The 21,301-nt window shown below is 65.2% G+C and carries 15 protein-coding genes; 5 read left to right on the top strand and 10 right to left on the bottom strand.

The window, feature by feature from the left end:
• Positions 1 to 280: 280 nt before the first annotated feature.
• Positions 281 to 3,136 carry a pitrilysin family protein gene (locus tag RT460_RS06035; protein ID WP_313317764.1) on the bottom strand — a complete coding sequence of 952 codons (2,856 nt, stop codon included), beginning with the start codon at positions 3,134 to 3,136 and terminating at the stop codon, positions 281 to 283.
• A gap of 200 nt (positions 3,137 to 3,336) precedes the next feature.
• Positions 3,337 to 6,198, bottom strand: a complete 2,862-nt coding sequence (locus RT460_RS06030; protein ID WP_313317763.1) for a pitrilysin family protein — start codon at positions 6,196 to 6,198, stop codon at positions 3,337 to 3,339.
• A gap of 352 nt (positions 6,199 to 6,550) precedes the next feature.
• Between RT460_RS06030 and RT460_RS06025 the strand changes: the two genes are divergently transcribed.
• Positions 6,551 to 6,955, top strand: coding sequence for a hypothetical protein (locus tag RT460_RS06025; protein WP_313317762.1), 405 nt, complete (start codon positions 6,551 to 6,553; stop codon positions 6,953 to 6,955).
• A 37-nt stretch (positions 6,956 to 6,992) separates the two neighbouring features.
• Positions 6,993 to 7,472: a tRNA (uridine(34)/cytosine(34)/5-carboxymethylaminomethyluridine(34)-2'-O)-methyltransferase TrmL gene (gene trmL / locus RT460_RS06020; RefSeq protein WP_313317761.1), complete on the top strand. Its 480-nt coding sequence runs from the start codon at positions 6,993 to 6,995 to the stop codon at positions 7,470 to 7,472.
• A 281-nt stretch (positions 7,473 to 7,753) separates the two neighbouring features.
• Here the strand turns inward: trmL and RT460_RS06015 are convergent, their stop codons facing one another.
• The 6 genes from RT460_RS06015 to RT460_RS05990 are packed head-to-tail and all read right to left on the bottom strand — an operon-like array spanning position 7,754 to position 15,849.
• Positions 7,754 to 9,067, bottom strand: coding sequence for an MFS transporter (locus tag RT460_RS06015; RefSeq protein ID WP_313317760.1), 1,314 nt, complete (start codon positions 9,065 to 9,067; stop codon positions 7,754 to 7,756).
• 7 nt (positions 9,068 to 9,074) lie between these two features.
• Positions 9,075 to 10,301, bottom strand: a complete 1,227-nt coding sequence (locus RT460_RS06010) for a CaiB/BaiF CoA-transferase family protein (RefSeq protein ID WP_313317759.1) — start codon at positions 10,299 to 10,301, stop codon at positions 9,075 to 9,077.
• Positions 10,298 to 11,695, bottom strand: a complete 1,398-nt coding sequence (locus RT460_RS06005) for an amidase (protein WP_313317758.1) — start codon at positions 11,693 to 11,695, stop codon at positions 10,298 to 10,300. Before RT460_RS06005 ends, RT460_RS06010 begins: the two co-directional genes overlap by 4 nt.
• A gap of 10 nt (positions 11,696 to 11,705) precedes the next feature.
• A complete protein-coding gene (locus RT460_RS06000; protein WP_313317757.1) occupies positions 11,706 to 13,103 on the bottom strand; it encodes a hypothetical protein in 1,398 nt (465 codons plus the stop codon).
• Positions 13,100 to 14,491, bottom strand: a complete 1,392-nt coding sequence (locus RT460_RS05995) for an MmgE/PrpD family protein (protein WP_313317756.1) — start codon at positions 14,489 to 14,491, stop codon at positions 13,100 to 13,102. The genes RT460_RS06000 and RT460_RS05995 overlap by 4 nt, the downstream gene beginning before the upstream one ends.
• The gene (locus tag RT460_RS05990) at positions 14,491 to 15,849 is read right to left on the bottom strand and encodes an MmgE/PrpD family protein (RefSeq protein WP_313317755.1); all 1,359 of its coding nucleotides are present in this window, start codon (positions 15,847 to 15,849) and stop codon (positions 14,491 to 14,493) included. The genes RT460_RS05995 and RT460_RS05990 overlap by 1 nt, the downstream gene beginning before the upstream one ends.
• Positions 15,850 to 15,985: 136 nt before the next feature.
• Here RT460_RS05990 and RT460_RS05985 point away from each other — a divergent pair, with 136 nt between their 5' ends.
• On the top strand, positions 15,986 to 17,230 hold the full coding sequence (locus RT460_RS05985) for an acetyl-CoA hydrolase/transferase C-terminal domain-containing protein (RefSeq protein ID WP_313317754.1): 1,245 nt from the start codon (positions 15,986 to 15,988) through the stop codon (positions 17,228 to 17,230).
• 16 nt (positions 17,231 to 17,246) lie between these two features.
• Positions 17,247 to 17,987: a GntR family transcriptional regulator gene (locus RT460_RS05980; RefSeq protein WP_313317753.1), complete on the top strand. Its 741-nt coding sequence runs from the start codon at positions 17,247 to 17,249 to the stop codon at positions 17,985 to 17,987.
• A gap of 249 nt (positions 17,988 to 18,236) precedes the next feature.
• Here the strand turns inward: RT460_RS05980 and RT460_RS05975 are convergent, their stop codons facing one another.
• Positions 18,237 to 18,428: a hypothetical protein gene (locus RT460_RS05975; RefSeq protein WP_057626798.1), complete on the bottom strand. Its 192-nt coding sequence runs from the start codon at positions 18,426 to 18,428 to the stop codon at positions 18,237 to 18,239.
• Between the two features lie 2 nt (positions 18,429 to 18,430).
• Entirely contained in the window at positions 18,431 to 19,942 is a 1,512-nt protein-coding gene (locus RT460_RS05970; protein ID WP_313317751.1) for an FAD-binding protein, read from the bottom strand.
• A gap of 108 nt (positions 19,943 to 20,050) precedes the next feature.
• On the opposite strand from RT460_RS05970, the gene RT460_RS05965 reads away from it, so the two are divergent.
• The gene (locus RT460_RS05965; protein ID WP_313317750.1) at positions 20,051 to 20,974 is read left to right on the top strand and encodes a LysR family transcriptional regulator; all 924 of its coding nucleotides are present in this window, start codon (positions 20,051 to 20,053) and stop codon (positions 20,972 to 20,974) included.
• Positions 20,975 to 21,301 lie beyond the last annotated feature (327 nt).

Genomic DNA, 21,301 nt, shown 5'->3' with positions numbered 1-21,301 from the left:
TACCTGCGAAAAGCGCCCTCACCCCAACCCCTCTCCCGTACACGGGAGAGGGGCTCAAAGCGCAGCACCTGTAGTGCCGAGCCATGCTCGGCAGGGGCTTTACCTGCGAAAAGCGCCCTCACCCCAACCCCTCTCCCGTACACGGGAGAGGGGCTTCAAACGCTGCACCTGTAGTGCCGAGCCATGCTCGGCAGGGGCTTTACTCGCGAAAAGCGCCCTCACCCCAACCCCTCTCCCGTGAACGGGAGAGGGGCTCGAAGCAAAGGCCGCTTCCCACCGCTTACTTCTTCTCCACCGGCTTGCCGTCGGCATCCACCACGATCACTTCACCCAGCTTCAAGGCGCGCACCGGGGCTTCGGTCTGCTTCAGGTCGCCCACCACCACCCAGGTGAGGTTGGCGGCATCCAACGTCTTTGCAGCCGCCGCTACCTGCGCCGGGGTCATCGCCTCGATCTCGGCCTTGCGCTTGAACACGTAGTCGTCCGGGCGCCCGTAACGCACGATGCCGCCAATCGTGTTCATCACTGATGCCGCGGTCTCGTATGCGCCCGGCAGACTCAGCGTCTGGATATTGCGGATGCGGGTGACTTCCGCATCAGTGGGCGGGCGCTGGCCAGTGGCGAACTGGGTGATTTCGGCGTTCATTTCCTTCAGTGCATCGGCGGTCTTGTCGATCTGCACCGGTGCCACCGCCATCCACGGGCGCTGGCCCAGGGCGCTGGAAGACATCGAACGCGCACCGTAGGACCAATGTTTGTCCTCTCGCAGGTTCATGTTCAGTCGCGAGGTGAAGTCACCACCGAGCACGCCGTTGGCGATATCAAAGCGGGTAGCGCCCGGATCCATCGTCGACGGCACCAGCTCACCGGCAAACAGGTTGGCCTGCACCGCACCCGGCTGGTCGATCAGGTAGACACGCGCTGCTTGCGGGCGGGCGACATCAGCCGGGGCTGCAACCTTGGGTGCCTCACCCTCGCCCTTCCAATCACCGAAGCTGCGTTCCAGCAGCGGCACGACTTCCTTCAGGGTGGTGTCACCGACCACGATCAAGGTCGCCCCTTCCGGACGCAACCACTGCTTGTGGAACGTAGCCAGGTCGTCGCGGGTCAGCGACTGGATGGCCGCCTCGTCACCGCTGCCAGTGAATGGGATGGCGTAGGGATGACCGGCGCCGTAGAGCAACGGCGGCAGCACGCGCATAGCCACCGCATTGGGCTGCACCTTCTCCTGCTTGATGCCGGCAATCCAGGTGGCCTTGATGCGGTCGATCTCGCTCTGGTCGAAACGCGGTGCACGCACCACGTCGGCGTACAGGGCCAGCGAGGGCGCCAGGTTCTCCTTCAGCGATGACAGATAGACGTTGGCACCGTCCAGCGAAGCGCCGGCACCAATGCTGGCGCCCAGCCGCTCCACCGCATCAGCGAGGGCCAGCGAGCCGAGCTGGCCGGCACCTTCGTCCAGCATGCCCATGGTGAAGTTGGCGGTGCCCGGCTTGCGGCCTTGGTCGGCGGTGAAGCCGCCCGCGAATTCATAGCTGAACTGCACCACCGGCACATCGTGGCGTTCGGCCAATACCACCTGGGTGCCGTTCTTCAGCGTTGCACGCTGCAGCTGCGGGAACTTCAACTCCGGGAAGCTCTTGGTCTGCGGCACGCCGGCGCTGCGGTCAACCTGGCTCGGCAGGGTGCTGTACTTGGCATCCACCGCCGGCACGTTGAACGGCGCCGGCTTGACCGACGGCAGTTCTTCCAGCGCAACGCGCTCGCCCGGTTCGACCACGATGGTGTGGTCACCCACACCCAGCCACTTGGCACCGGCTGCCTTCACGTCCGCAGCGCTGGCTGCGTTGATGTTGGCCAGCGAGGTACGGAAGCACCCCGGGTCGCCTTCGAACACGGTGCACTGCGCCAACGCGTCGGCCTTGCCACCGAAACCACCAATGCGCTCGATGCCGCGCACGAAGCCCGCGCGTGACTGCACCTTGGCGCGCTCCAGCTCATCGGCGGTGGGGCCTTCGGCGATCAGCCGCTTGAGTTCCTCATCGATGGCCTGCTCCACCTTGGCCGGGTCCACGCCCTGCTTGACCGTGGCCATGATCAGGAAGTTGGAGCCCAGCTGCGAGGCATCGGTCATCGCGCTGATGTTGTCCACCAGCTTGTCGTTGTGCAGCAGGCGCTGGTCCAGGCGCGAGGATTTGGCCCCGCCCAGCACGTAGGAGAACAGATCCAGCTGGTCGATATCGGTGGTGCCGACCTGGGCCACGTTCCAGGCGCGATAGATGCGGGCCTGCGGCACCTTGTCGGTCATCACCTCGCGGGTGGTGGCCGGGCGCTGCCCGACGTTCACCGCCGGCTGCGCCATGCTTGGGCCAGCCGGGATGTCGCCGAAGTACCTGGCCACCTTCTCCTTGGCGGTCGCCAGGTCGATGTCGCCGGCAAGGACCAGCACTGCGTTGTTCGGGCCGTACCAGGTGTGGAACCAGGTCTTGACGTCATCCAGCGAGGCCGCGTTGAGATCATTCATCGAGCCGATCACGCCGTGGTGATACGGATGGTTGGCTGGATACAGCGCGCGCGTGAGCTTGTCCCAGACCTGACCGTAGGGCTGGTTTTCGCCCTGGCGCTTTTCGTTCTGCACAACGCCACGCTGTTCGTCCAGCGCGGCCTGGTCGATGGCGCCCACCAGGTGGCCCATGCGGTCCGATTCCATCCACAGCGCCATGTCCAGCGCGGTGGTCGGCACGTTCTGGAAGTAGTTGGTGCGGTCGGTGTTGGTGGTGCCGTTCTGGTCGGTGGCACCAACCTGCTTGAACGGTTCGAAGAACTCACCGTCATGGTTTTCGCTGCGCTGGAACATCAGGTGCTCGAACAGGTGCGCGAAACCGGTGCGGCCAGCCTGTTCGTCCTTGGCGCCCACGTGGTACCAGATATTCACCGCCACGATCGGTGCCTTGCGATCGGTGTGCACCACCACGCGCAGGCCGTTGGGCAGGGTGAAACTTTCGTACGGGATGTCCACCGATGCGACGGCGGCGGCCGGCTTGGCCTGTGCAACCAGCGGGGTGCTGACAAATCCGCCAAGCGCTATGCTCAGCGCGAGGGTCAGCACAGCGGTACGGGGCATAGCTGCGTTCATTCCATTTCCCTTGGGTATGAAGGTGAACGCCGATCCTAGCCCTTCCCCGCCGGCCACGCATACGCCATCGGTCATGTCCCACACCGCCCCGTACACATCACACGGGGTAAGGCTTTACCGCAGCCAGCACTTCCAGCCGTGGCCCAGCCGATGCTGGAGCGGCATGGCCACCGCCGCCCCATGGCGGCGGTGGCGCTTGCTTACTTGCCGTTGCCGACTACGGGCTTGCCATCGGCATCGATCACCGTGACCTGTCCCAGCTTGAGCGCCCGTACCGGGGCTTCAATCTTGGACAGGTCGCCAACGATGACCCAGGTCAGCGCGTTGGCATCGATGCCCGATGCAGCCGCCTTGGCCTGAGCCGGCGTGAACGCGGCAACCTGCGCGTTGCGCACCTGCACCCAGTTGTCCGGACGGCCGTAGCGCACGATGCCGCCAATGGTGCCCAACACGGCATCGGCAGTTTCATAGGCGCCCGGCTGGCTGCGCAGGTCGTTGTCGACCACCTTGGTCACCTCTTCCTGGGTGGCCGGTGCCTTGCCACTGGCATAGTCGGCGATCTCACGCTGCATCTCGGCCACCGACTCGGCGGTCTTGTCGATCTGCACCGGGGCCACGCCCAGGAACGGGCGCTGCCCCAAGGCCGAGGTGATCAGCGTGTAGGCACCATAGGACCAATGTTTGTCCTCGCGCAGGTTCATGTTCAGGCGCGAAGTGAAGGAACCACCCAGCACTTCATTGCTCATGCCCAATTGCACCGCGCCCGGGTCCTTGGCCGATGGCATCAGCTCGCCGGCATAGATGTTGGCCTGCACCGCACCGGGCTGATCGATCAGGAACACACGCGGCGCATTCGGACGGGCAACCTGCGGTGCATCCACCTTGACCGGCGCCGTGCCTTCACCCTTCCAGTCGCCGAAATGGCGATCCAGGACCGGCACGATCTGCGCCAGCGTGGTGTCGCCCACCACGATCACGGTGGCCTGCTCCGGACGCAGCCATTGCTTCTGGTAGTTCAGCAGATCATCGCGACCGATCGCAGTGACCGATGCCTCGGTACCCGTGCCGGTGAACGGCATGCCGTAAGGATGATCGCTGCCATACAGCAGCGGTGGCAGCACGCGCAACGCGGCTGTCTGCGGACGTGCCTTTTCCTGTGCGATACCCGACAGCCACTGGCCTTTGACGCGCTCGATCTCGGCGGCGTCAAAGCGCGGTGCACGCAGCATGCTGGAGAACAACTGCACCGATGGATCCAGGTTCTCACTCAATGCCGACAAGGTGGCGCTGGCGCCATCCAGCGCCGCACCGGCTTCCAGTTGCGCGCCAAGGTCTTCAGCGCGGGCCTTGAACGACAGCGCGTCGAGGTCGCCCGCGCCCTCATCCAGCATCTGGCTGGCGAAGTTGGCCGTGCCCAGCTTGCCGCCATGGTCGCTGGAATAACCACCGGCGAATTCGTAGCTGATGTTGACCACCGGGATGTCATGGCGTTCGGCCAGGATCAACTTGCTGCCGTTCTTCAAGGTGGCGTGCTGCAAGGCCGGGAAGCTCAGCGCCGGGAAGCTGTCCACTTGCGGCACACCCAGCTTGCGGTCCACTCCGCCGCTGCTGGTGGTGTAGCGCGCATCCACCGGCGGCAGCTGGAACGGTGCAGGTTTGGCGGACGCTTCTTCCGTCAGCGGCTTGCGTTCACCCGGCTTGACCACAAAGGTGTGGCTTGGGTTGCCCAGCCACTTGGCGGTAGCCGCGCGCACCGATCCCGTGCTGGCATCGGCGATGGTGGCCAATGATTCGCGGAAACACGCCGGGTTGCCGGTGAAGGTGGTGCACGACGCCAGCGCATCGGCCTTGCCGCCGAAGCCGCCAATGCGCTCGATGCCACGGATGAAGCCGGCGCGGTAGTCGGTCTTGGCGCGGGCCAGTTCTTCGGCGCTGGGGCCGTCCTTGATCAGTCGCTGCAGTTCTTCGTCGATGACCGCTTCAACACGGGCGGGGTCCACACCCTGCTTGACCATCGCACGGATGGAGAAACTACCTGCCAGCTGCGAGCCATAGTTGCTGGTGCTGACGCTGTCGACCAGCTTGTCCCGGTGCACCAGGCGCTCGTCCAACCGCGAGCTGGCGCTGCCACCCAATACCTGCGATGCCAGGTCCAGCAGGTCGGCTTCCTTGTCGCCCACCTGCGGCACGTTCCACATGCGCTGCACCAGCACCTGCGGCACCTTGTCCTCCAGTTCGGTACGGCCATTGGCAGCCAGCACGGCAACATCGACCTTGGGCTGGGCCATGGTCGGGGTGGCCGGGATGTCGGCGAAATACTTGCCGACCTTTTCCTTGGCGGTGGCCAGGTCGATGTCGCCAGCCAGCACCAGCACTGTGTTGTTCGGCCCGTACCAGGTGCGGAACCAGGTCTTTACGTCATCCAGCGAGGCTTCGTTGAGATCATTCATCGAGCCGATCGTGGTGTGATGGTACGGGTGGCCCTGCGGATACATCGTGCGCGACACGATTTCGCGCAGCTGGCCGTAGGGCTGGTTCTCGCCCTGGCGCTTTTCGTTCTGCACCACGCCGCGCTGCTCATCCAGGGTCTTCTGGTCGATCGCGCCCAGCAGGTGTCCCATGCGATCCGATTCCATCCACAGCGCCATGTCCAGTGCGGTGGTCGGCACATTCTCGAAGTAATTGGTGCGATCGGTATTGGTGGTGCCGTTCATATCGGTGGCGCCGGCCGCTTCGAAAGGCGTGAAGTATTCGCCCGGTGCGTTCTCGCTGCCGTTGAACATCAGGTGTTCAAACAGGTGCGCAAAACCACTGCGGCCGGCCGGCTCGTCCTTGCTGCCGACGTGGTACCAGAGATTGACCGCAACGATCGGTGCCTTGCGATCGGTATGCACCAGCACCCGCAACCCGTTGGGCAGGGTGAACTCCTCATAGGGGATGTCCACCGCGGCAGAAGCAGCCGCCGGTTTGGCCTGGGCGCTCAGCGGGGTGGCAACAACGCCCGCCAACGCGGCGCTCAGGGCCAAGGTCAACAAGGCGGTACGGGGCATCGCTGCGTTCATTCCATTTCCTTTGGGCATGACGGTGGAAACCGATCCTAACCGGCCCTCTGGTCGCGACGCACACGCCAGGCGTCATCCCCCTGCTTAACCGTCCGCACAGCCGTCCGGACAGGTCCCTGCGACCCAGTGTCCGGACAGCGGACACATCACCCATAAAAATATTCCATTTAAATCAACAAGATGAAGTTGGCACGCATCCTGCTCCCTCCTGGATGCAGCCGAGGTCGAATCAGACAAAACATGACTAAACGCTGAACAGATCATCGAAAAGCAAAAAAGTTCTTGCAGCTCGAGATTTGGTGTAATACCTTACTACCACACCACCGTTCACACACACCAAATAGGCCCCGCCATGAACGCCAAGTCCCTCGCCATCGCCATCGCCCTCGTTGCCAGCACCGGCTTTGTTTCTTCGGTGCAGGCCTCGGATATCACCACCCTGGAAGCCGTGCAGGTGCGCCCCTCGGCCGACCAGCTGGCCCAGGCCGAACATGAAGCCGCCAGCCCGATCCACACCCTGGCCGCCGTACAGGTGCGCCCGACCGTCGGCCAGATTGTCGAGCTGATGGCCGAACAGGCTGCCACCCGCATCGCTGCCGCCACCCCGGTCGCCATTGGTGCCCGCGCCAGCCAGTGGGTTGTGTCGCTGCCGGCCATCAACGTCCGTCCGGACGTGGAGCAGGTGCAGGCAATGGCTGCCGAAGCTGCTGCCGACGCCATCGGCCAGGTGGTCGCACACGGGCTGGCTTCCAACTAAGCCAGCCTGCATGCAACACCCGGCGTAAACTGCGCCGATGACTTCCGCACCTGTTTTCAACGTTCTGCTGTTCCAGCCCGAGATCCCGCCGAACACCGGCAACGTGATCCGGCTTTGCGCCAATACCGGCGCGCGGCTGCACCTGATCGAGCCCCTGGGTTTCGACCTCAGTGACAAGCAGCTCAAGCGCGCCGGCCTGGATTACCACGAGTACGCGCAGATGCAGGTCCATCCGGACCTGGAGACGGCATTGGCACGTATCCAGCCCACGCGCCTGTTTGCAATGAGCACCCGCGCCAGCGTGCGCTATGACACCGTGCAGTTCGCCGACGGCGACGCCTTCCTGTTTGGTCCGGAAACCCGCGGCCTACCGCAGGACCTGCTGGACGCCCTGCCCGACGGCCAGCGTCTGCGCCTGCCGATGCAGCCCAACAACCGCAGCCTGAACCTGTCCAACTCGGTCGCCGTAGTGGTGTACGAAGCCTGGCGCCAGCATGGCTTCCCCGGCGGCGCGTAAGCAACGTACCGGTAGTGCCGAGCCGTGCTCGGCAGGGACTTTACCCGCGAAAAGCACCCTCACCCCAACCCCTCTCCCGTAAACGGGAGAGGGGCTCGAAGCGCTGCACCTGTAGTGCCGAGCCATGCTCGGCAGGGGCTTTACTCGCGAAAAGCCCCCTCACCCCAACCCCTCTCCCGTAAACGGGAGAGGGGCTAAAGCGGTAGTGCCGAGCCATGCTCGGCAGGGGCTTTCCAGGCGGGGCCTGTGCCGAGCACAGCTCGGCACTACCAACAGCAGCGCTACTGCGTGATATCCCGCAAGCGCGTCTCCGGCATCAACCAAAGCGCCAACAGGCCACACAGCAAGGCCATCGCCGTCGGATAGAACAGGCCGACGAAATCACTGTGGTAATGCGCGCTCAACGCTGCAGTGGCCAAGGGCATGAAGCCGCCGAACCAGCCGTTGCCCAGGTGATACGGCAGGCCGATGGCGCTGTAGCGGATCCGGGTCGGGAACAACTCCACCAGATACGCCGAGGCCGGCCCACACACCAGCGCTACCGGCACCGACAGCCACCAAAGGACCGCCAACGCCGGAGCAAAGGAAAGCTCGGGCCGCACGTTGGCCGCCAGCAACTTGAACGACGGCAACAAGGTGGTACCGGCCAGCAGAAAGCCACTGATGATCACCGGTCGCCGGCCGATGCGATCAGACAGCCAGCCGGCCAAGGGAAACAAGGGCGCCGCCAGCAGCAAGGCGCACATCATCAGCTCACCGGCCGTGCCGACATCCAGCCCCAGCGGCGACTGCAGGAACACCAGGGGAAAGTACTGGCCTGCGTTCCACACCACGCCCTGCGCGGCCGTCATCGTCGCCAAGGCCAGCAGCATGGCCTTCAGATGCGCGCGGTTGCCGAAGGCTTCCTTCAGCGGCGAGGTCGCCACCCTGCCCTCGCGCTGCAGCTTCTCGAAGGCTGGCGACTCCGCCAAGTGCAGGCGCATGTACACCGACAGCGCCAGCAACAACACCGATGCCAGGAACGGCAAACGCCAGCCCCATTGTGCGAAGGCATCCTCACCCAGTGCGTGCCGGCACAGGCTGATCGTGCCCAAGGCCAACAGCAGGCCCAGCGTACCGGTGCCCATCACCAGCGAGGTATTGAGGCCACGCCGCGACGGCGCCGAGTGCTCGGCGACATAGGTCGCCGCACCGCCGAACTCACCGCCAACCGCGATGCCCTGCAGCAACCGCAGCGCCACCAGCAGCACCGGCGCAAGCACCCCAACCTTCACATAGGTGGGCAAGGCGCCAATGCCTATCGTGGAAATGCCCATCAGCACGATGGTGATCAGGAAGGTGCGACGACGGCCCACGCGATCGCCCAGCCGGCCGAAGATCAGCGCCCCCAGGGGCCGCACCACCCAGCCCGCACCAAAAACCGCCAGGGCCGACAACAAGGCAGCGGTTTCATGCCCCGGCGGGAAAAACTGCCGGCCCAGTACCACGGCCAGAGAGCCGTACAGGAAGAAATCGAACCATTCAAAAACGGTGCCGGCGACGGCCGCGGCAATCGCGCGGACGTTGTTGCCGGTATGCGCTGCCGCACCGCGCATGGCGCGCTCAGCCCCCGACCACGCCTTGTGCCTGCAGGGCGTGCAGGCGCGCGTCGTCGATGGACAGCACCTCCTCCAGCACCTGGCGGGTGTGCTGGCCCAACACCGGCGCTGCCTGCGTGTACTGCAACGGCGTGGCCGAGAACTTCAGCGGATTGCGCACCATCGGCACGCTGCCGCCGCCGGCATGTGGCAGTTCGATGCGCAGGCCACGCGCCTGCACCTGCGGGTCGGCGAATACCTGATCGATGCGGTTGACCGGGTTGGCCGGCACCACCGCCTGCTCCAACGCCGCCAGCCACTCGGCTGCCGGGCGCGTGCCCAGCCGCTGCTGCAGGAACGGCACCAGCTCATCCCGGTGCGCCACACGGGCATTGTTGGTGGCGTAACGCGGATCGCTGGCCAGCTGTGGCTCGCCGATCACCTCGCAGAAGCGCGCGAACTGGCCGTCATTGCCCACCGCCAGCATGAAATAGCCATCGGCGGCTGGCATCACCTGGTACGGCACGATATTCGGGTGCGCGGTGCCCTGCCGGGTTGGCACGACGCCGCCCACCAGATAGTTCGAGGCCTGGTTGGCCAGCCAGGCAACCTGGGTGTCCAACAGCGCCAGATCAATCTGCTGGCCCACGCCCGTGCGCTCGGCATGACGCAACGCGGCGAGGATCGCAGTGGCGGCGTACATGCCGGTCATCAGGTCGGTGGCGGCCACGCCCACTTTCTGCGGGCCCGCGCCGGGTGCGCCATCCGGCTCACCGGTGACGCTCATCAAACCGCCAATCGCCTGGATCGCTGCGTCGTAGCCAGCGCGCTGTGCGTAAGGACCGTCCTGGCCATAGCCGGTGATCGAGCAGTACACCAACTTCGGATTGATCGCCTGCAGGCTGGCGAAATCCAGCCCGTGTTTCTTCAGCCCCCCAACCTTGTAGTTCTCCACCAGCACGTCGCAATGCGTTACCAGCTCGCGCAGCAAGGCCTGCCCTTCGGCGGTGGTGAAATCGATCGCCACCGAGCGCTTGCCACGGTTGGCGCACAGGTAATACGCCGACTCGCTGCTGTCATTGCCGGCAGCGTCCTTCAGGTAGGGCGGCCCCCAGGTACGGGTGTCGTCGCCCACGCCGGGACGCTCGACCTTGATCACGTCGGCGCCGAAATCGGCCAGCACCTGGGTGGCCCACGGGCCGGCCAGAATGCGCGACAGGTCAAGAACACGGACACCATCAAGCAGCTTCATTTCGGCCACCAGTTGCTACAGGCCTGCGGCAGCGACGGCTGCCAGGCGATGGCCTGCTGGAAGGCTTCAGCCAAGGCAATCAGGGTGAGCTCATCGCCGATGTTGCCCACCAACTGCATACCCGCGGGCAGTTCGTCGGCAGCCACCGGCAACGGCACCGACAAGGCCGGATTGCCGGCCAGGTTGGCGTAGGCAGTAAGGTCGGCCTGACTGGCCGGTGCCGGCTGCCCGAAGGCGAACGCGCGTTGCGGCGCAGTCGGCATCACCACTACGTCGCACTGCGCCAGCCACTGCTGCAGCTGCACCTGGCCACGATCGGCCAATTGCGAGGCGGCGGCCAGTTCGGCTGCACTGCGGCCTTCGGCCCAGGACATCAGCTTGACCAGCAGCGGTGAGAACTTGCTGCGGTCGCCAGCCCAGGCATCGGCATGTTCAACCAGCATCTCCGCCTCGCTCATCAGCAGGCCGGCGCGACGGGCGCGGGCTGACGCAAATGCGGGCGCTGGCAAGGGTTGCAGGCGATGGCCGAGTCCCACCAATACGCGCAGGCCATCCTCGAAGGCTGCCTGCACATCCGCTGCCACGTCGGCGGCATCACCAAAGTCGATCACGCCGATGCGCAGACCTTCGGCATCGGGTGCGGCATAACGGATCGCACGCGATTGCGCGCAGTCCGGATCAAAGCCGGTCATCACCTGCAGCAACAGGCGCAGGTCGCGCGCCGAGCGGGTCAACGGACCGATGTGATCCAGGCGCCGGCACAACGCGACGGTGCCGCGCGTGCTGATCGCGCCCCAGCTCGGCTTGAGCCCGACCACCCCGCAGTAACTTGCTGGAATACGCACCGAACCCATGGTGTCGGTGCCCAGTGCGGCCGAACACAGGCCGGCGGCTACCGCCGCACCACTGCCGCCGCTGGAACCACCGGGCGTATAGCCGTGACGATGCGGGTTGTGGCAGGCGCCGTAGAACGGATTGTCGTTGTCCGCGCCCATCGCCGCTTCGTGCATGTTGAGCTTGCCGACGATCACCGCACCGGCCGTACGCAAGGCAGCCACCGCGGGGTTGTCGTTGGACGCCGCTGCGTCGTGGCGGCGGGTCTCCATGCCGGCGGTGGTGACCATGCCGGCCACGTCGATATTGTCCTTGACCGCGATCGGCAGGCCTTCCAGCGGGCGCGCGGTGCCGTTGGCGCGGCGCTGGTCCGATGCTGCTGCCGCAGCCATGGCGCCCTCGGCATCCACGTGGATATAGCTGTTGACCTGCGCCTGGCTGGCGGCAATGGCTGTCAGCTGCTGGCTGACCAGCTCGGTGCTGCTCAGGGCAGCGGACGCAAGCAGGGCCGACTGGGTACTCAGGTCAGAATTCAACAATGACGCATCGGCCTTGCTCACAGGGCTTTCCTCAAGCGAAACGTTTGTCGATCAGACGCACCGGCTTCTGCCGCACTTCAATGCCGGTCAGCGGCGCCAACGCACCCGGCGCGGCCAGCACGATGCTCATCTCAACACCCAGGCGCTGGCGCAGCAAGGCGGCAAACTCCGCCGCCAGCTGTGCGTCATCCAGCGCACCACGGGTCTCGACGTGCACGGCCAGGTCATCGCGGCCACCCTCATCACGGCTGGCCACGCAGATGAACTCGCCCGCGAACGAGGCGTGTTCTTCCAGCACCGGCGCCATCGCCTGCGGGAATACGTTGATGCCGCGGATCTTGACCATGTTGTCGCTGCGGCCGAGGAAACCCTCGATGCGGCGCAGGTTCATGCCGAGCGACGAAGGCGTGGTCAGCACGCGGGTCACATCGTGGGTGTTGAAGCGGATGATCGGGTAGATGTCGTCCTTGTACAGGCAGGTGACCACCATGTCGCCGGTGCCGCCATCGGCCACCAGTTCGCCGCTGTCGACGTCGAGGATTTCCACATACTGCGCGTCTTCCATCAGGTACAAACCGTCCTGATCGGGGCCCTGGCCGGCGATCGCGCCGGTATCGCCCACGCCGTACCAGTCGTACAGCTCGACGCCGCCCCATGCAGCGGACAGGGTTTCACGCGACTCACGGCCGAGGTGGCCGCAGATCATCCGCACCGGGATGTCCTTGCCCGGCACCAGGCCATTCTCGCGGGCCACGTCGGCGAGCTTCTTGATGTAGTCGGCGAAGCCAACAATCACGTTGGTGCCCATGCTCTTCATCAGCTGCACCTGCTGCGCCGAACGCATCTCGATGCCGGTGCCGGCCGAGCAGAACAGGGCCTGCGTGTAATGGGTGATGGCCTCGCGCACGTAGTGGCCGCCGTTGATCATGCCGTGCCCATACACCGAGTGCACCACGTCACCGGGCTGCATGCCCTGCCAGCGGTACAGGCGCGCCAGCAGCAGGCTCTGCACTTCGCGCGAATGCGGCGAGAACACCAGCGGCTGCGGGCGACCGGTGGTGCCGGAAGTGGTATGGAATACCAGCGGCTTGTTGCCGGCCTCGGTACCGTCCTGCCAACCGTGGAAATCGCCCAGCGGCGGATGCGCTTCCACCGAAGCCATGATCTCGTGCTTGCCGAACACCGGCAGCTTGGTGATGTCGTCCAGGCTCTGGATGTCGTCCGGGGTGATGCCGGCATCGCCCCACAGGCGCTGATAGAACGGAATCTGCCAGGCGCGGGCCACGCAGCGCAGGAACATCGCGTTCTGCTCGGCGCGCAGCTCCTCGCGGCTGATGTTCTTGAACTTGTCGGTAAAGGCCTGGTCCAGCGGGAACTGCTTGAGCAGCTCCTTGACATCGAACGACTCGAAATAGGTGGCGTAGGTCATGGGGTCTCGACAATCAGCAGGTCAACCAGCCGGCGGACATCGTCGATGTCCTGCAACTGGTCGAAGTGGGAGATCAGGGCATCGCGGTGGCCGGCGTCGAACGGACGCGCGGCGTGGTCAAGGCAGTGGTGGAACTTTTCAAGTTGCTGGGCACGCGACAACGGCCGCTGCGGCGAGCCGATGGCAGCGTCGCGGTGGTTGTGCAGCACGCGGCCGTCGCGCAGGGTCACCGTCATCGACTGCGGCACCAGCGCGTTGGGATCGTCGCAGTCATTGGCTACCAGGCTGACGTTTGCAGCAAAGCCGGCCAGGCCTTGGTCGCAGAGCTTCTCCGGCGTATAAGCCGACAAGCCGACCTTGCCGTCCAGCAATACCGTGCCCAGCAGGTAAGGCAGGCATAGCCGGCCATAACTCGTTTCCATGTCTGCCTGGTAGGCGCGACCCACCAGGCGGCGCACCAGCGGTGGCGCCTGCAGTTCGATGCTGGCCACGTTGTCCAGGTTCAAGCCGTACTGCTGGCGCAGCTCCATCAGCATGTCCTGGGCGGCATGCGCGGCGCCGCCGGTGGGAAACACCTTGTGGCTGACGGTAAGGATCTGCGCTTCGCGCGCCGCCAGCTTCTGCAACGACGGGCCGGTGTCGAACTCGCCCTCGATCAGCGGCAGGTAGCCGAATGGGCCCTCCAGCATCTCGCGCGGCGCAGGGAAGCCATTGCGCGCCAGCTCCCAGCAGCTCAATGCGGCTCGGGAATTCAGGGCCACCTGCAACGCCAGCGTGGGCGAGCCCTCGATATGCGCCTGCATGGTGCCGGACAGATGGCTGTAGGTCAGCCCGAGCGCGCGTCGCAGCAATGCTTCATCGGCACCGTACAGGTGCGCGATGCCTGCGGTCGCGCCCAGGGCACCACACATCGACGGGCGGAAGAAACGCATCGGCGCACGCCCGCTGATGCCGATCAGGGTCGCCACGTCGACGGCAACATTGAGCGCGGTGATCAGCGCCTTGCCATCGACCGCCACACCGTCGACATTGGCACGTTGCTCGGCGGCGGCAAACACCGCCGACTGGATGACTGCCATCGGGTGCACCACCGCCGGCATGTGCACGCAATCAAATTCCTGGCTGTGGATCTGGTAGCCATTGACCATGGCCGCACTGGCGGCAGGCAGCGCTTCGCCCGTCACCCAGACACGTGCGCCGTTGCCGCTGCCATAGCTGGCGGCGCTGCGACGGACCACCTGGGTCAACGGCACCTGCGGCCCGGAACCGGAAATACCCACGGCGGCCGAATCCATCACGAACACGCGCGTTGCGGCGACGGCCTCGGCGGACAGGTCTTCAAAACGCAGCGTGCAGGCATGCTGCAACAGGGCTTCGGTCAATCGCATCAGGCCACCCTCACCAACATCGCGGTCAAGGCGTCCAGACTGCCGCCATCGGCCAACGCCCGCACCTGCCCAAAGAGGGGTTGCGCCAAGCCCGCCGATACGCCACCCCATTGCGCCAGCGCCATCGCCTTGACCAACACGTCGTCGGCCGACATCGGACACTCAGGGTCGCCCCAGGCGTCGATGCGCTCGGCCTGCAGGTGGCGGCCATCGGCCAAGCGCAGTTGCACGCGGGCACCGTAATGACGGGGGAAGCGCTGGCTGCAGGCGGCGTCCTCATGCACGCTGATACGCGCGCGCCAAGGCGCCAACTCGCCATCGGTGCAGGCTTCGGCGGTGTAGTGCGCCAGTTGCGGACGGCCATGCACCAGGATCGAGGCCAGCGCGTGTTGCAGGCTGAACTTGGCTTCCAGCTCGGTCTGCGGCCGCGGCCGGTCGCAGAAGCGCAGGGCCTCGGCGTAGGTATGGACTTCGATATGCGTGATGCTGTCGCGGGCATCGGCGTCCAGCAGTGCCAATGCATCGCGCATCGCGTCGATTGCCGGATGCGCATGGCGGCAGGCCGGCCAGGGCTTCAGGCTGGTGCTGTGGATCAGCCAGTCGTCCTCGTCGGCGACCACCAGATCCGGTTGCGCATCGGGTGCAGTGGCGGCAAACAAGCCCTGCTCGCCTTCCAGTATCCAGCGCGGGCCACGCATGCCGGCCAATGCCAGCTGCGCCGCCAACCAGCCGCTGCGGGCGGCTTCGGCGTTGTGCAAGGACTTGGTCGGCACCGGTTCGTGACGCATCTGCCACAGGCCTCCGGTGCGACTGCCAGCATTGCCAAGTGCATCGGCCACGGCATCTGCCGGCAGACGCAGTACCGATGCGGCGGCTGCGGCAGCACCAAACGCGCCGGCAGTCGAGGTGGGATGCCAGTAACGGTAGTGGGCTTTTCCCAACGCACGGCCAACGCGGATGGTGGCCTCATAGCCGCGCACGATGGCATCCAGCAGTGCATGTGCGTCCGCGCCTTCGGCCTGCGCCGCGGCCAGCGCGACCGGTATCACCACCGGACCCGGATGCAGGATCGCACCACGGTGCACGTCATCCATTTCCAACACGTTGCCCAAGGCTGCGTTGAGCAGCAATGCATCAGCCGCGCTGCGGCGGCCCACACCCAGCGCAACCACCGTGCCGGCGGTCTGGGCCTGCACGACGCTGCGCAGCTGCGTTGCAATCGGGTAACGCTGGGCCGCCAACGCACAGCCCAGCCAATCCACCAGCAGCAGCGCGGCACGCTGACGCGCGGCGGCATCCACCGGCCGTTGCAGGCGCTGGGCAAGCTGTTCGGTAAGGCTGGCGGCAGGCGTGGTCATCGCGCGACGGGGTCTCGGTGCAGGCCCGCGGCAGCGGGTTTCGGGGCGGGTGGAACGGTAACCGCGTGAAAGGAGCATAACCGACTTTGTCCGGACATATCATATGATCCATGTTCCGAAAGCCGCAATCACCACAATGCCCCGAATTCTGGATGCCGACACCTTCTTCGACTACCTCGCGCAGGGCCCGGAGATCTTTGCGCCGGGTTGTGCCGGCCATTCCCTGCTGTTTGAACATTGGTTGCGGACCGGTGCCGAGCGCTGCGCCGGGTTGCGCTTCACCGGCGTGCATATCCCCACGGTCAACAGCTTCGACTTTGCCGGGCTGCATCCCCAGGCGCGCCAGCGCAGCATCTTCCTGAGTGCAGACCTGCGCACGTCCTGGCTGGATGGTCGCGTCGACTATCTGCCGATGAGCTACACCGCCACCTGGCGCTGGCTGCGCGAGAGCGTGTGCTTCGACACGGTGCTGGTGCAGGTGGCGCCACCGGACGAGGATGGCAACTGCTCGCTGGGCATCGCCTGCGACTTCACCCCGGCCGCATGGCCGCGCGCAACACGGGTGCTGGCGCACATCAACCCGCGCATGCCGCGCACCCGTGGCCCGTCCATTCCACTGTCGCGCATCACCGCGGCCATCGAACAGGATGCGCCACTGCTGGAGATACCCGACCCACCGGGCGACACGGCGATGGACGCGGTGGCCGAACAGGTCGCCACCCTGGTGGAGGATGGCGCCACCCTGCAGCTGGGCCTGGGCCGCCTGCAGTCGGCGGTGCTGCGCGCGGTACGCGAGCGCCGCAATCTGCGCATCCATAGCGGCATGGTGTCCGATGGCCTGCTCGGCCTGCTGGAATCGGGTGCGCTGTCACCGGCGCCGGATGCGGTAGTGGCTGGCGTCGCACTGGGTACACAGGCCTTGTATGACACTGCGCCACGAAACATAACGTTCCGTGAGGTGGGCCATACCCATGACCATGGCGTACTGGGCGGCATTCCGCGCCTGACCGCCATAAACAGCGCGCTATCAGTGGATTTGCTGGGCCAGGTGAATGGCGAGTTCCTGTCCGGACGCCAGCTCAGCGGGGTAGGTGGACTACCCGACTTCCTGCAGGGCGCTCGCCAATCGACCGGTGGTCGCGGCATCATTGCACTCCCTGCCAGCACCCCGAAGGGTGAAAGCAGGATAGTCCCGATGCTTCCCGCGGGGCCAGTGAGCCTGGCGCGCGTGGATGCGGACTGCATAGTCAGCGAGCATGGCGTAGCCGATCTGCGCCATCTCGACGTCCATGCCCGAGCCCGTGCCTTGATAGCCATTGCCGCCCCCGAACACCGTGACGCCCTGCAGCGCAGCTGGCAGGAACTTTCGCTCAGACTTTGAACAAGGATCTGTACACATGACAGGTACGCGACGCAGCAAGCCCCGCTATGCGGAACTGGGTGACCTGCTGCAGGCGGCAATCGAGAAGGGCGAGTACGCCGTGGGCACCTTGTTGCCCACCGAACTGGAGCTGTGCGAGCGCTTCAGCGTCAGCCGCCACACAGCCCGTGCCGCCCTGGCCCAGCTGATCAGCGCTGGCCTGGTACAGCGGCGCCCCGGCGCCGGTACCCGGGTGATCGCGCAGAGCGCGGCCATGCGCTACGAGCACGAGATCGACACCGTCGACCTGCTGATGCAGTACGGCAACACCACCCGTCTGAAGGTCTTGCAGGCCGAACGCCTGCAGGCCGATGCGGCAATGGCGCAGCGCCTGGACATCCACGAGGGCAAGGACTACCTGCGCCTGCACTGCCTGCGTCTGGAAGAACAGACCCGCGAGCCCATCGCGGTCACTGAAATGCTGGTGCCGGTGCGCAGCGGCGTACCCGCCGACAAGCTGCTGGACATCCCTGGCGCCGCACGTGCGCTGGCCAAGTTCCTGGAACCGACCAAGCTGTCGCGTGTTGAACAGGTGTTTGATGCCGCCTCATTCGATGCGACCGATGCAAAGCTGCTGGACATCAAGAAAAGCGAGCCGGCGATGCGCGTGCAGCGCCGCTATCGCGATGCCAATGGCCGGTTGCTGCTGATTGCCATCAGCCTGCATCCGCCTGGGCGCTTTGCGTATTCGATGGTGCTGTCGCGCAACCATCGTTGATGGGGCGCAAGGGACAGGCTTCGCCTTTGGCTTAGGTCCTCCCCCTTTCTGGGATAGGAGCAGAGGGTCTGCCATCTCGAAGGTGGAGTGCGCCGAAGGGCGGAGGGGAAAATTTCCGTCCACTGGCGCGTTTCAAGCTTCTACGCACGGCACGGTGCTTTCGCACCTCACCCTCTCCCCAACCCCTCTCCCGGTGGGAGAGGGGCTTCAGGCAGGGGCTTGGCCTGGCGCTGGACAGCGCCGCCAGGCTTACTTCTTGAACAACAGCGCCAACACGCTCGGACGCAGCGCCAGCTTCATCATCTGCCGGAACTCGGCCGGCGTCAGGCTGGTCTTGCACGGCAACATGCCGGCCACGCCATCCATCACCAGCAAGCCATCCTCGGCCTTCACGTCATTGATGCGCACGTCCAGCTTCATGGCGGGGGTTGCAACCTTCATGCTCAGCCCTCCCAGTTGCCAAGACCGACGATTTCACGGCCCGCAGCGCGGCCGGAGATCATCGCTTCGGTCAGGTACGAACCGTTCTGGTAAAGATCGGAGAACATCGAGCCCATCTCACCGGCTTCGTACAGGCGCGGGATGTGCTTGCCATCGTGGTCCAGCACTTCGGACTTGATGTTGCGACGTGCGCCACCACCGGTGCAGACAATCACCGGGTCCACGCGCATGCCGTAGAACGGCGCCTGCGCGATCGGGAACAAGGTGTCCGGGTTGCGGCCGAAGTCCGCGTCATTCTTCGCCGCACATGCCGCGTTGTAACGTTCCACTTCCGCACGCAGCTTGGCCGGGTCTCGGTTGATCTTCACCGCCAACTCTTCCAGCGTATCGGCCTTCTGGATCCAGCCCTTCTCCACTTCCACCGAGTTGTCGTCGGACCACTTGTAGCCACGCACCACCGGGTTCCAGCTCATCACCTCCACCACCAGCTTGTTGTACTGGCAGGTGATGGCATCAAAGATCATGTGCACCGGCTGCGCACGGTAATGCGGGGTGTCCACCCAGTGACCGTGCTTCTTTTCCTTGTAGTGGGTGAGCTGCAACTCGGCGGTTTCGTTGTAGAAGCGCTCGGTGTTTGCATCCACTTCGATCCAGCTGAAGCTCTGCCAGAAGAAGTTGCGCAGGAAGCCGTTGACGAAACCTTCCGGCTTGAAGCCCGGCCAGATACCACCGGACTGTCCCTGGTTGCGCATATGCCACAGATCGGCACCGGCCTTCTGCAGGATCTTGATGCCGTCGCCGGTGTTGTGCGGCGTACCCAGCGGTGCCGGATTGGCCAGACCGAAATAATTGCGCTGCATGTCCAGGTTGGCTTCAAAGCCACCGGTAGCCATCACCACACCCTTGTTGGCGCGGATGGCCACACGCTGACCGTTCTGCTCGGCGATGACGCCGAACACCTCCAGCGTGTCCGGGTCCTGCACCAGATCCTTGAGCGGCGACTCAAAGGCGATCTGGATGCGCGGACGCAGGCGGATGTTCTCGCGGAAGGCCAGGTACACGCCCGAAGGAATCGGCAGGATGGTGGCGGTGCAATGCACGGCTTCGCGCGCGCCGAACTCCGGGAACTCCAGCACCGCATCGCGCTCGGAGAAGCCGGTGCCATGGATGAACTGTGCACCGGCCTGGGCCGCGCGTTCCTGGATCCACGGCTCCAGCGCTTCCATGGCCTCGGACCACGGCACCAGCATGTCTTCCGGGATCGGGTTGGCCACGCTCATCTTGCGCTGGTACTCGGCCAGCACCTTGGCGTTCTTGGTAATCAGCAACGACTGACCGGCCACGCGGCTATTGCCGCCGGTCTCGGCCTCGTTGGCCTTCTCCAGGATGAGGATGGACAGGTTCGGGTCCAGGTCGTGCGCCTCGATGGCGGCACACATGGCCGCCAGGCCAAAGCCGGCGATGACGAGGTCGTATTGCTGGTCCCACTGTTTGACGGCGTTGCGACTGGCCATGGTTCCCCTCCGGGAGATTGCGATCAGCCGACTATCAGCGCCCTGCCCCGGCAACCGCCAACCAATTCGCGTACGATCCACAACCATTGGTTGTTAACCCGTGCCGACATGGATCTCCGCCAGCTCCGCTACTTCCTGTCCGTGGTCGAACACGGCAGCTTCACCCGCGCCGCCGCGGCCACCGGCCGCACCCAACAGGCCCTGAGCAAGGGCATCCAGGCGCTGGAGCAGCAGCTGGGCGCGCGCCTGTTCGAGCGCGGCAGCCGCGAAGCCCGGCTCACCGACGTCGGCCGCCTGCTGATGGAGCATGCCCAGCCCGCCCACGACGCCGTGCGCCGCTTCGAGGACCGCCTGCAGGAACTGCAGACCGGTGCCGAGGGCCAGGTCCGCATCGGCACCGGTCCCAGCACGGCCGGCTCGTTGGTCGCGCCAGCGGTACTGGCGCTGCGCCGGCACTGGCCGAAGATCGGCATCCACGTCAGCGGCGGCATCCTGCCCGAGCTGCTACCCAATCTGCTGGCGCGTGAACTGGACGCGGTGGTCACCCTGCACACCTTCGGCGACGGCGACCCGGACCCGCGCATCAAGAGCGAAGTGCTGATGCACGACGAGTACCGCGTACTGGCCAGCGTGCGCCACCCGCTGGCGCGGCAACGTGATATCAGCCCGGCGCAACTACTGGAACAGGCCTGGATCTTCGGCCGACGCCTGGGCGCGGTGGAAGCCGCGTTCCGCCAGCGCTTCCATGAAGCCGGCCTGGAACCACCGCTCAACACCATGGAAAGCGGCTCGCCGGAATTCATGCGCGCGATGATCCGCGACGGCGGCTACCTCACCTTGTTGCCCAGCCGTTTGGCGCAGGCCGAGCTGCTCGCCGGGCATTGGGTAAAGCTGGATGCACCCGGGTTTGCCTGGCAACGGCCGGTGATGGTCTACACGCGTGATGGCGAACCGCAGAGCGCGCCCTTGGCAAGGTTTCTACAGGCGTTGCGGAATGCTGCCGAACAGGCACAGGTGCGACAGGTGGAGTGAAGCGGCGCTCGCCCGGGCTTGCAGACTTATGGGCATTGGAAAATCGTTTGTGCGTGTTGCCTCGCGACCTTCCCGCAGCTTGTTACACCGCAATATTGCGGTTAGTACCTGTTATGACCGCTAATTGGCGGTCATTGCAGACTGCGAACAGCGCGCAGAACGCATGAAATTTGAACACAAATATTTGACGAAAAAGGGAATCCGCCCTATTCCACACCGGGAAAAAACGCGGGATACTCCGCGCTACACCGCTGTTAGGCGGTCTAATAGGTGTTAGGCGCCATGCCAAAGGTCACCGCAATCTGCTACAGACTTTTCGAGGGCGAA

It is taken from the genome of Stenotrophomonas sp. (genome assembly GCF_032061965.1).
In the GTDB taxonomy this organism is placed as follows: Bacteria; Pseudomonadota; Gammaproteobacteria; order Xanthomonadales; family Xanthomonadaceae; genus Stenotrophomonas.
This window is presented reverse-complemented; position numbering and strand designations above follow the sequence as displayed.

Bases quoted from the DNA above. Each gene is read 5' to 3' on its own strand.
- RT460_RS06035 (WP_313317764.1), bottom strand. From the start codon at position 3,136: ATGAACGCAGCTATGCCCCGTACCGCTGTGCTGACCCTCGCGCTGAGC.
- RT460_RS06030 (WP_313317763.1), bottom strand. From the start codon at position 6,198: ATGAACGCAGCGATGCCCCGTACCGCCTTGTTGACCTTGGCCCTGAGC.
- RT460_RS06025 (WP_313317762.1), top strand. From the start codon at position 6,551: ATGAACGCCAAGTCCCTCGCCATCGCCATCGCCCTCGTTGCCAGCACC.
- trmL (WP_313317761.1), top strand. From the start codon at position 6,993: ATGACTTCCGCACCTGTTTTCAACGTTCTGCTGTTCCAGCCCGAGATC.
- RT460_RS06015 (WP_313317760.1), bottom strand. From the start codon at position 9,067: ATGCGCGGTGCGGCAGCGCATACCGGCAACAACGTCCGCGCGATTGCC.
- RT460_RS06010 (WP_313317759.1), bottom strand. From the start codon at position 10,301: ATGAAGCTGCTTGATGGTGTCCGTGTTCTTGACCTGTCGCGCATTCTG.
- RT460_RS06000 (WP_313317757.1), bottom strand. From the start codon at position 13,103: ATGACCTACGCCACCTATTTCGAGTCGTTCGATGTCAAGGAGCTGCTC.
- RT460_RS05995 (WP_313317756.1), bottom strand. From the start codon at position 14,491: ATGCGATTGACCGAAGCCCTGTTGCAGCATGCCTGCACGCTGCGTTTT.
- RT460_RS05990 (WP_313317755.1), bottom strand. From the start codon at position 15,849: ATGACCACGCCTGCCGCCAGCCTTACCGAACAGCTTGCCCAGCGCCTG.
- RT460_RS05985 (WP_313317754.1), top strand. From the start codon at position 15,986: ATGCCCCGAATTCTGGATGCCGACACCTTCTTCGACTACCTCGCGCAG.
- RT460_RS05980 (WP_313317753.1), top strand. From the start codon at position 17,247: ATGACAGGTACGCGACGCAGCAAGCCCCGCTATGCGGAACTGGGTGAC.
- RT460_RS05975 (WP_057626798.1), bottom strand. From the start codon at position 18,428: ATGAAGGTTGCAACCCCCGCCATGAAGCTGGACGTGCGCATCAATGAC.
- RT460_RS05970 (WP_313317751.1), bottom strand. From the start codon at position 19,942: ATGGCCAGTCGCAACGCCGTCAAACAGTGGGACCAGCAATACGACCTC.
- RT460_RS05965 (WP_313317750.1), top strand. From the start codon at position 20,051: ATGGATCTCCGCCAGCTCCGCTACTTCCTGTCCGTGGTCGAACACGGC.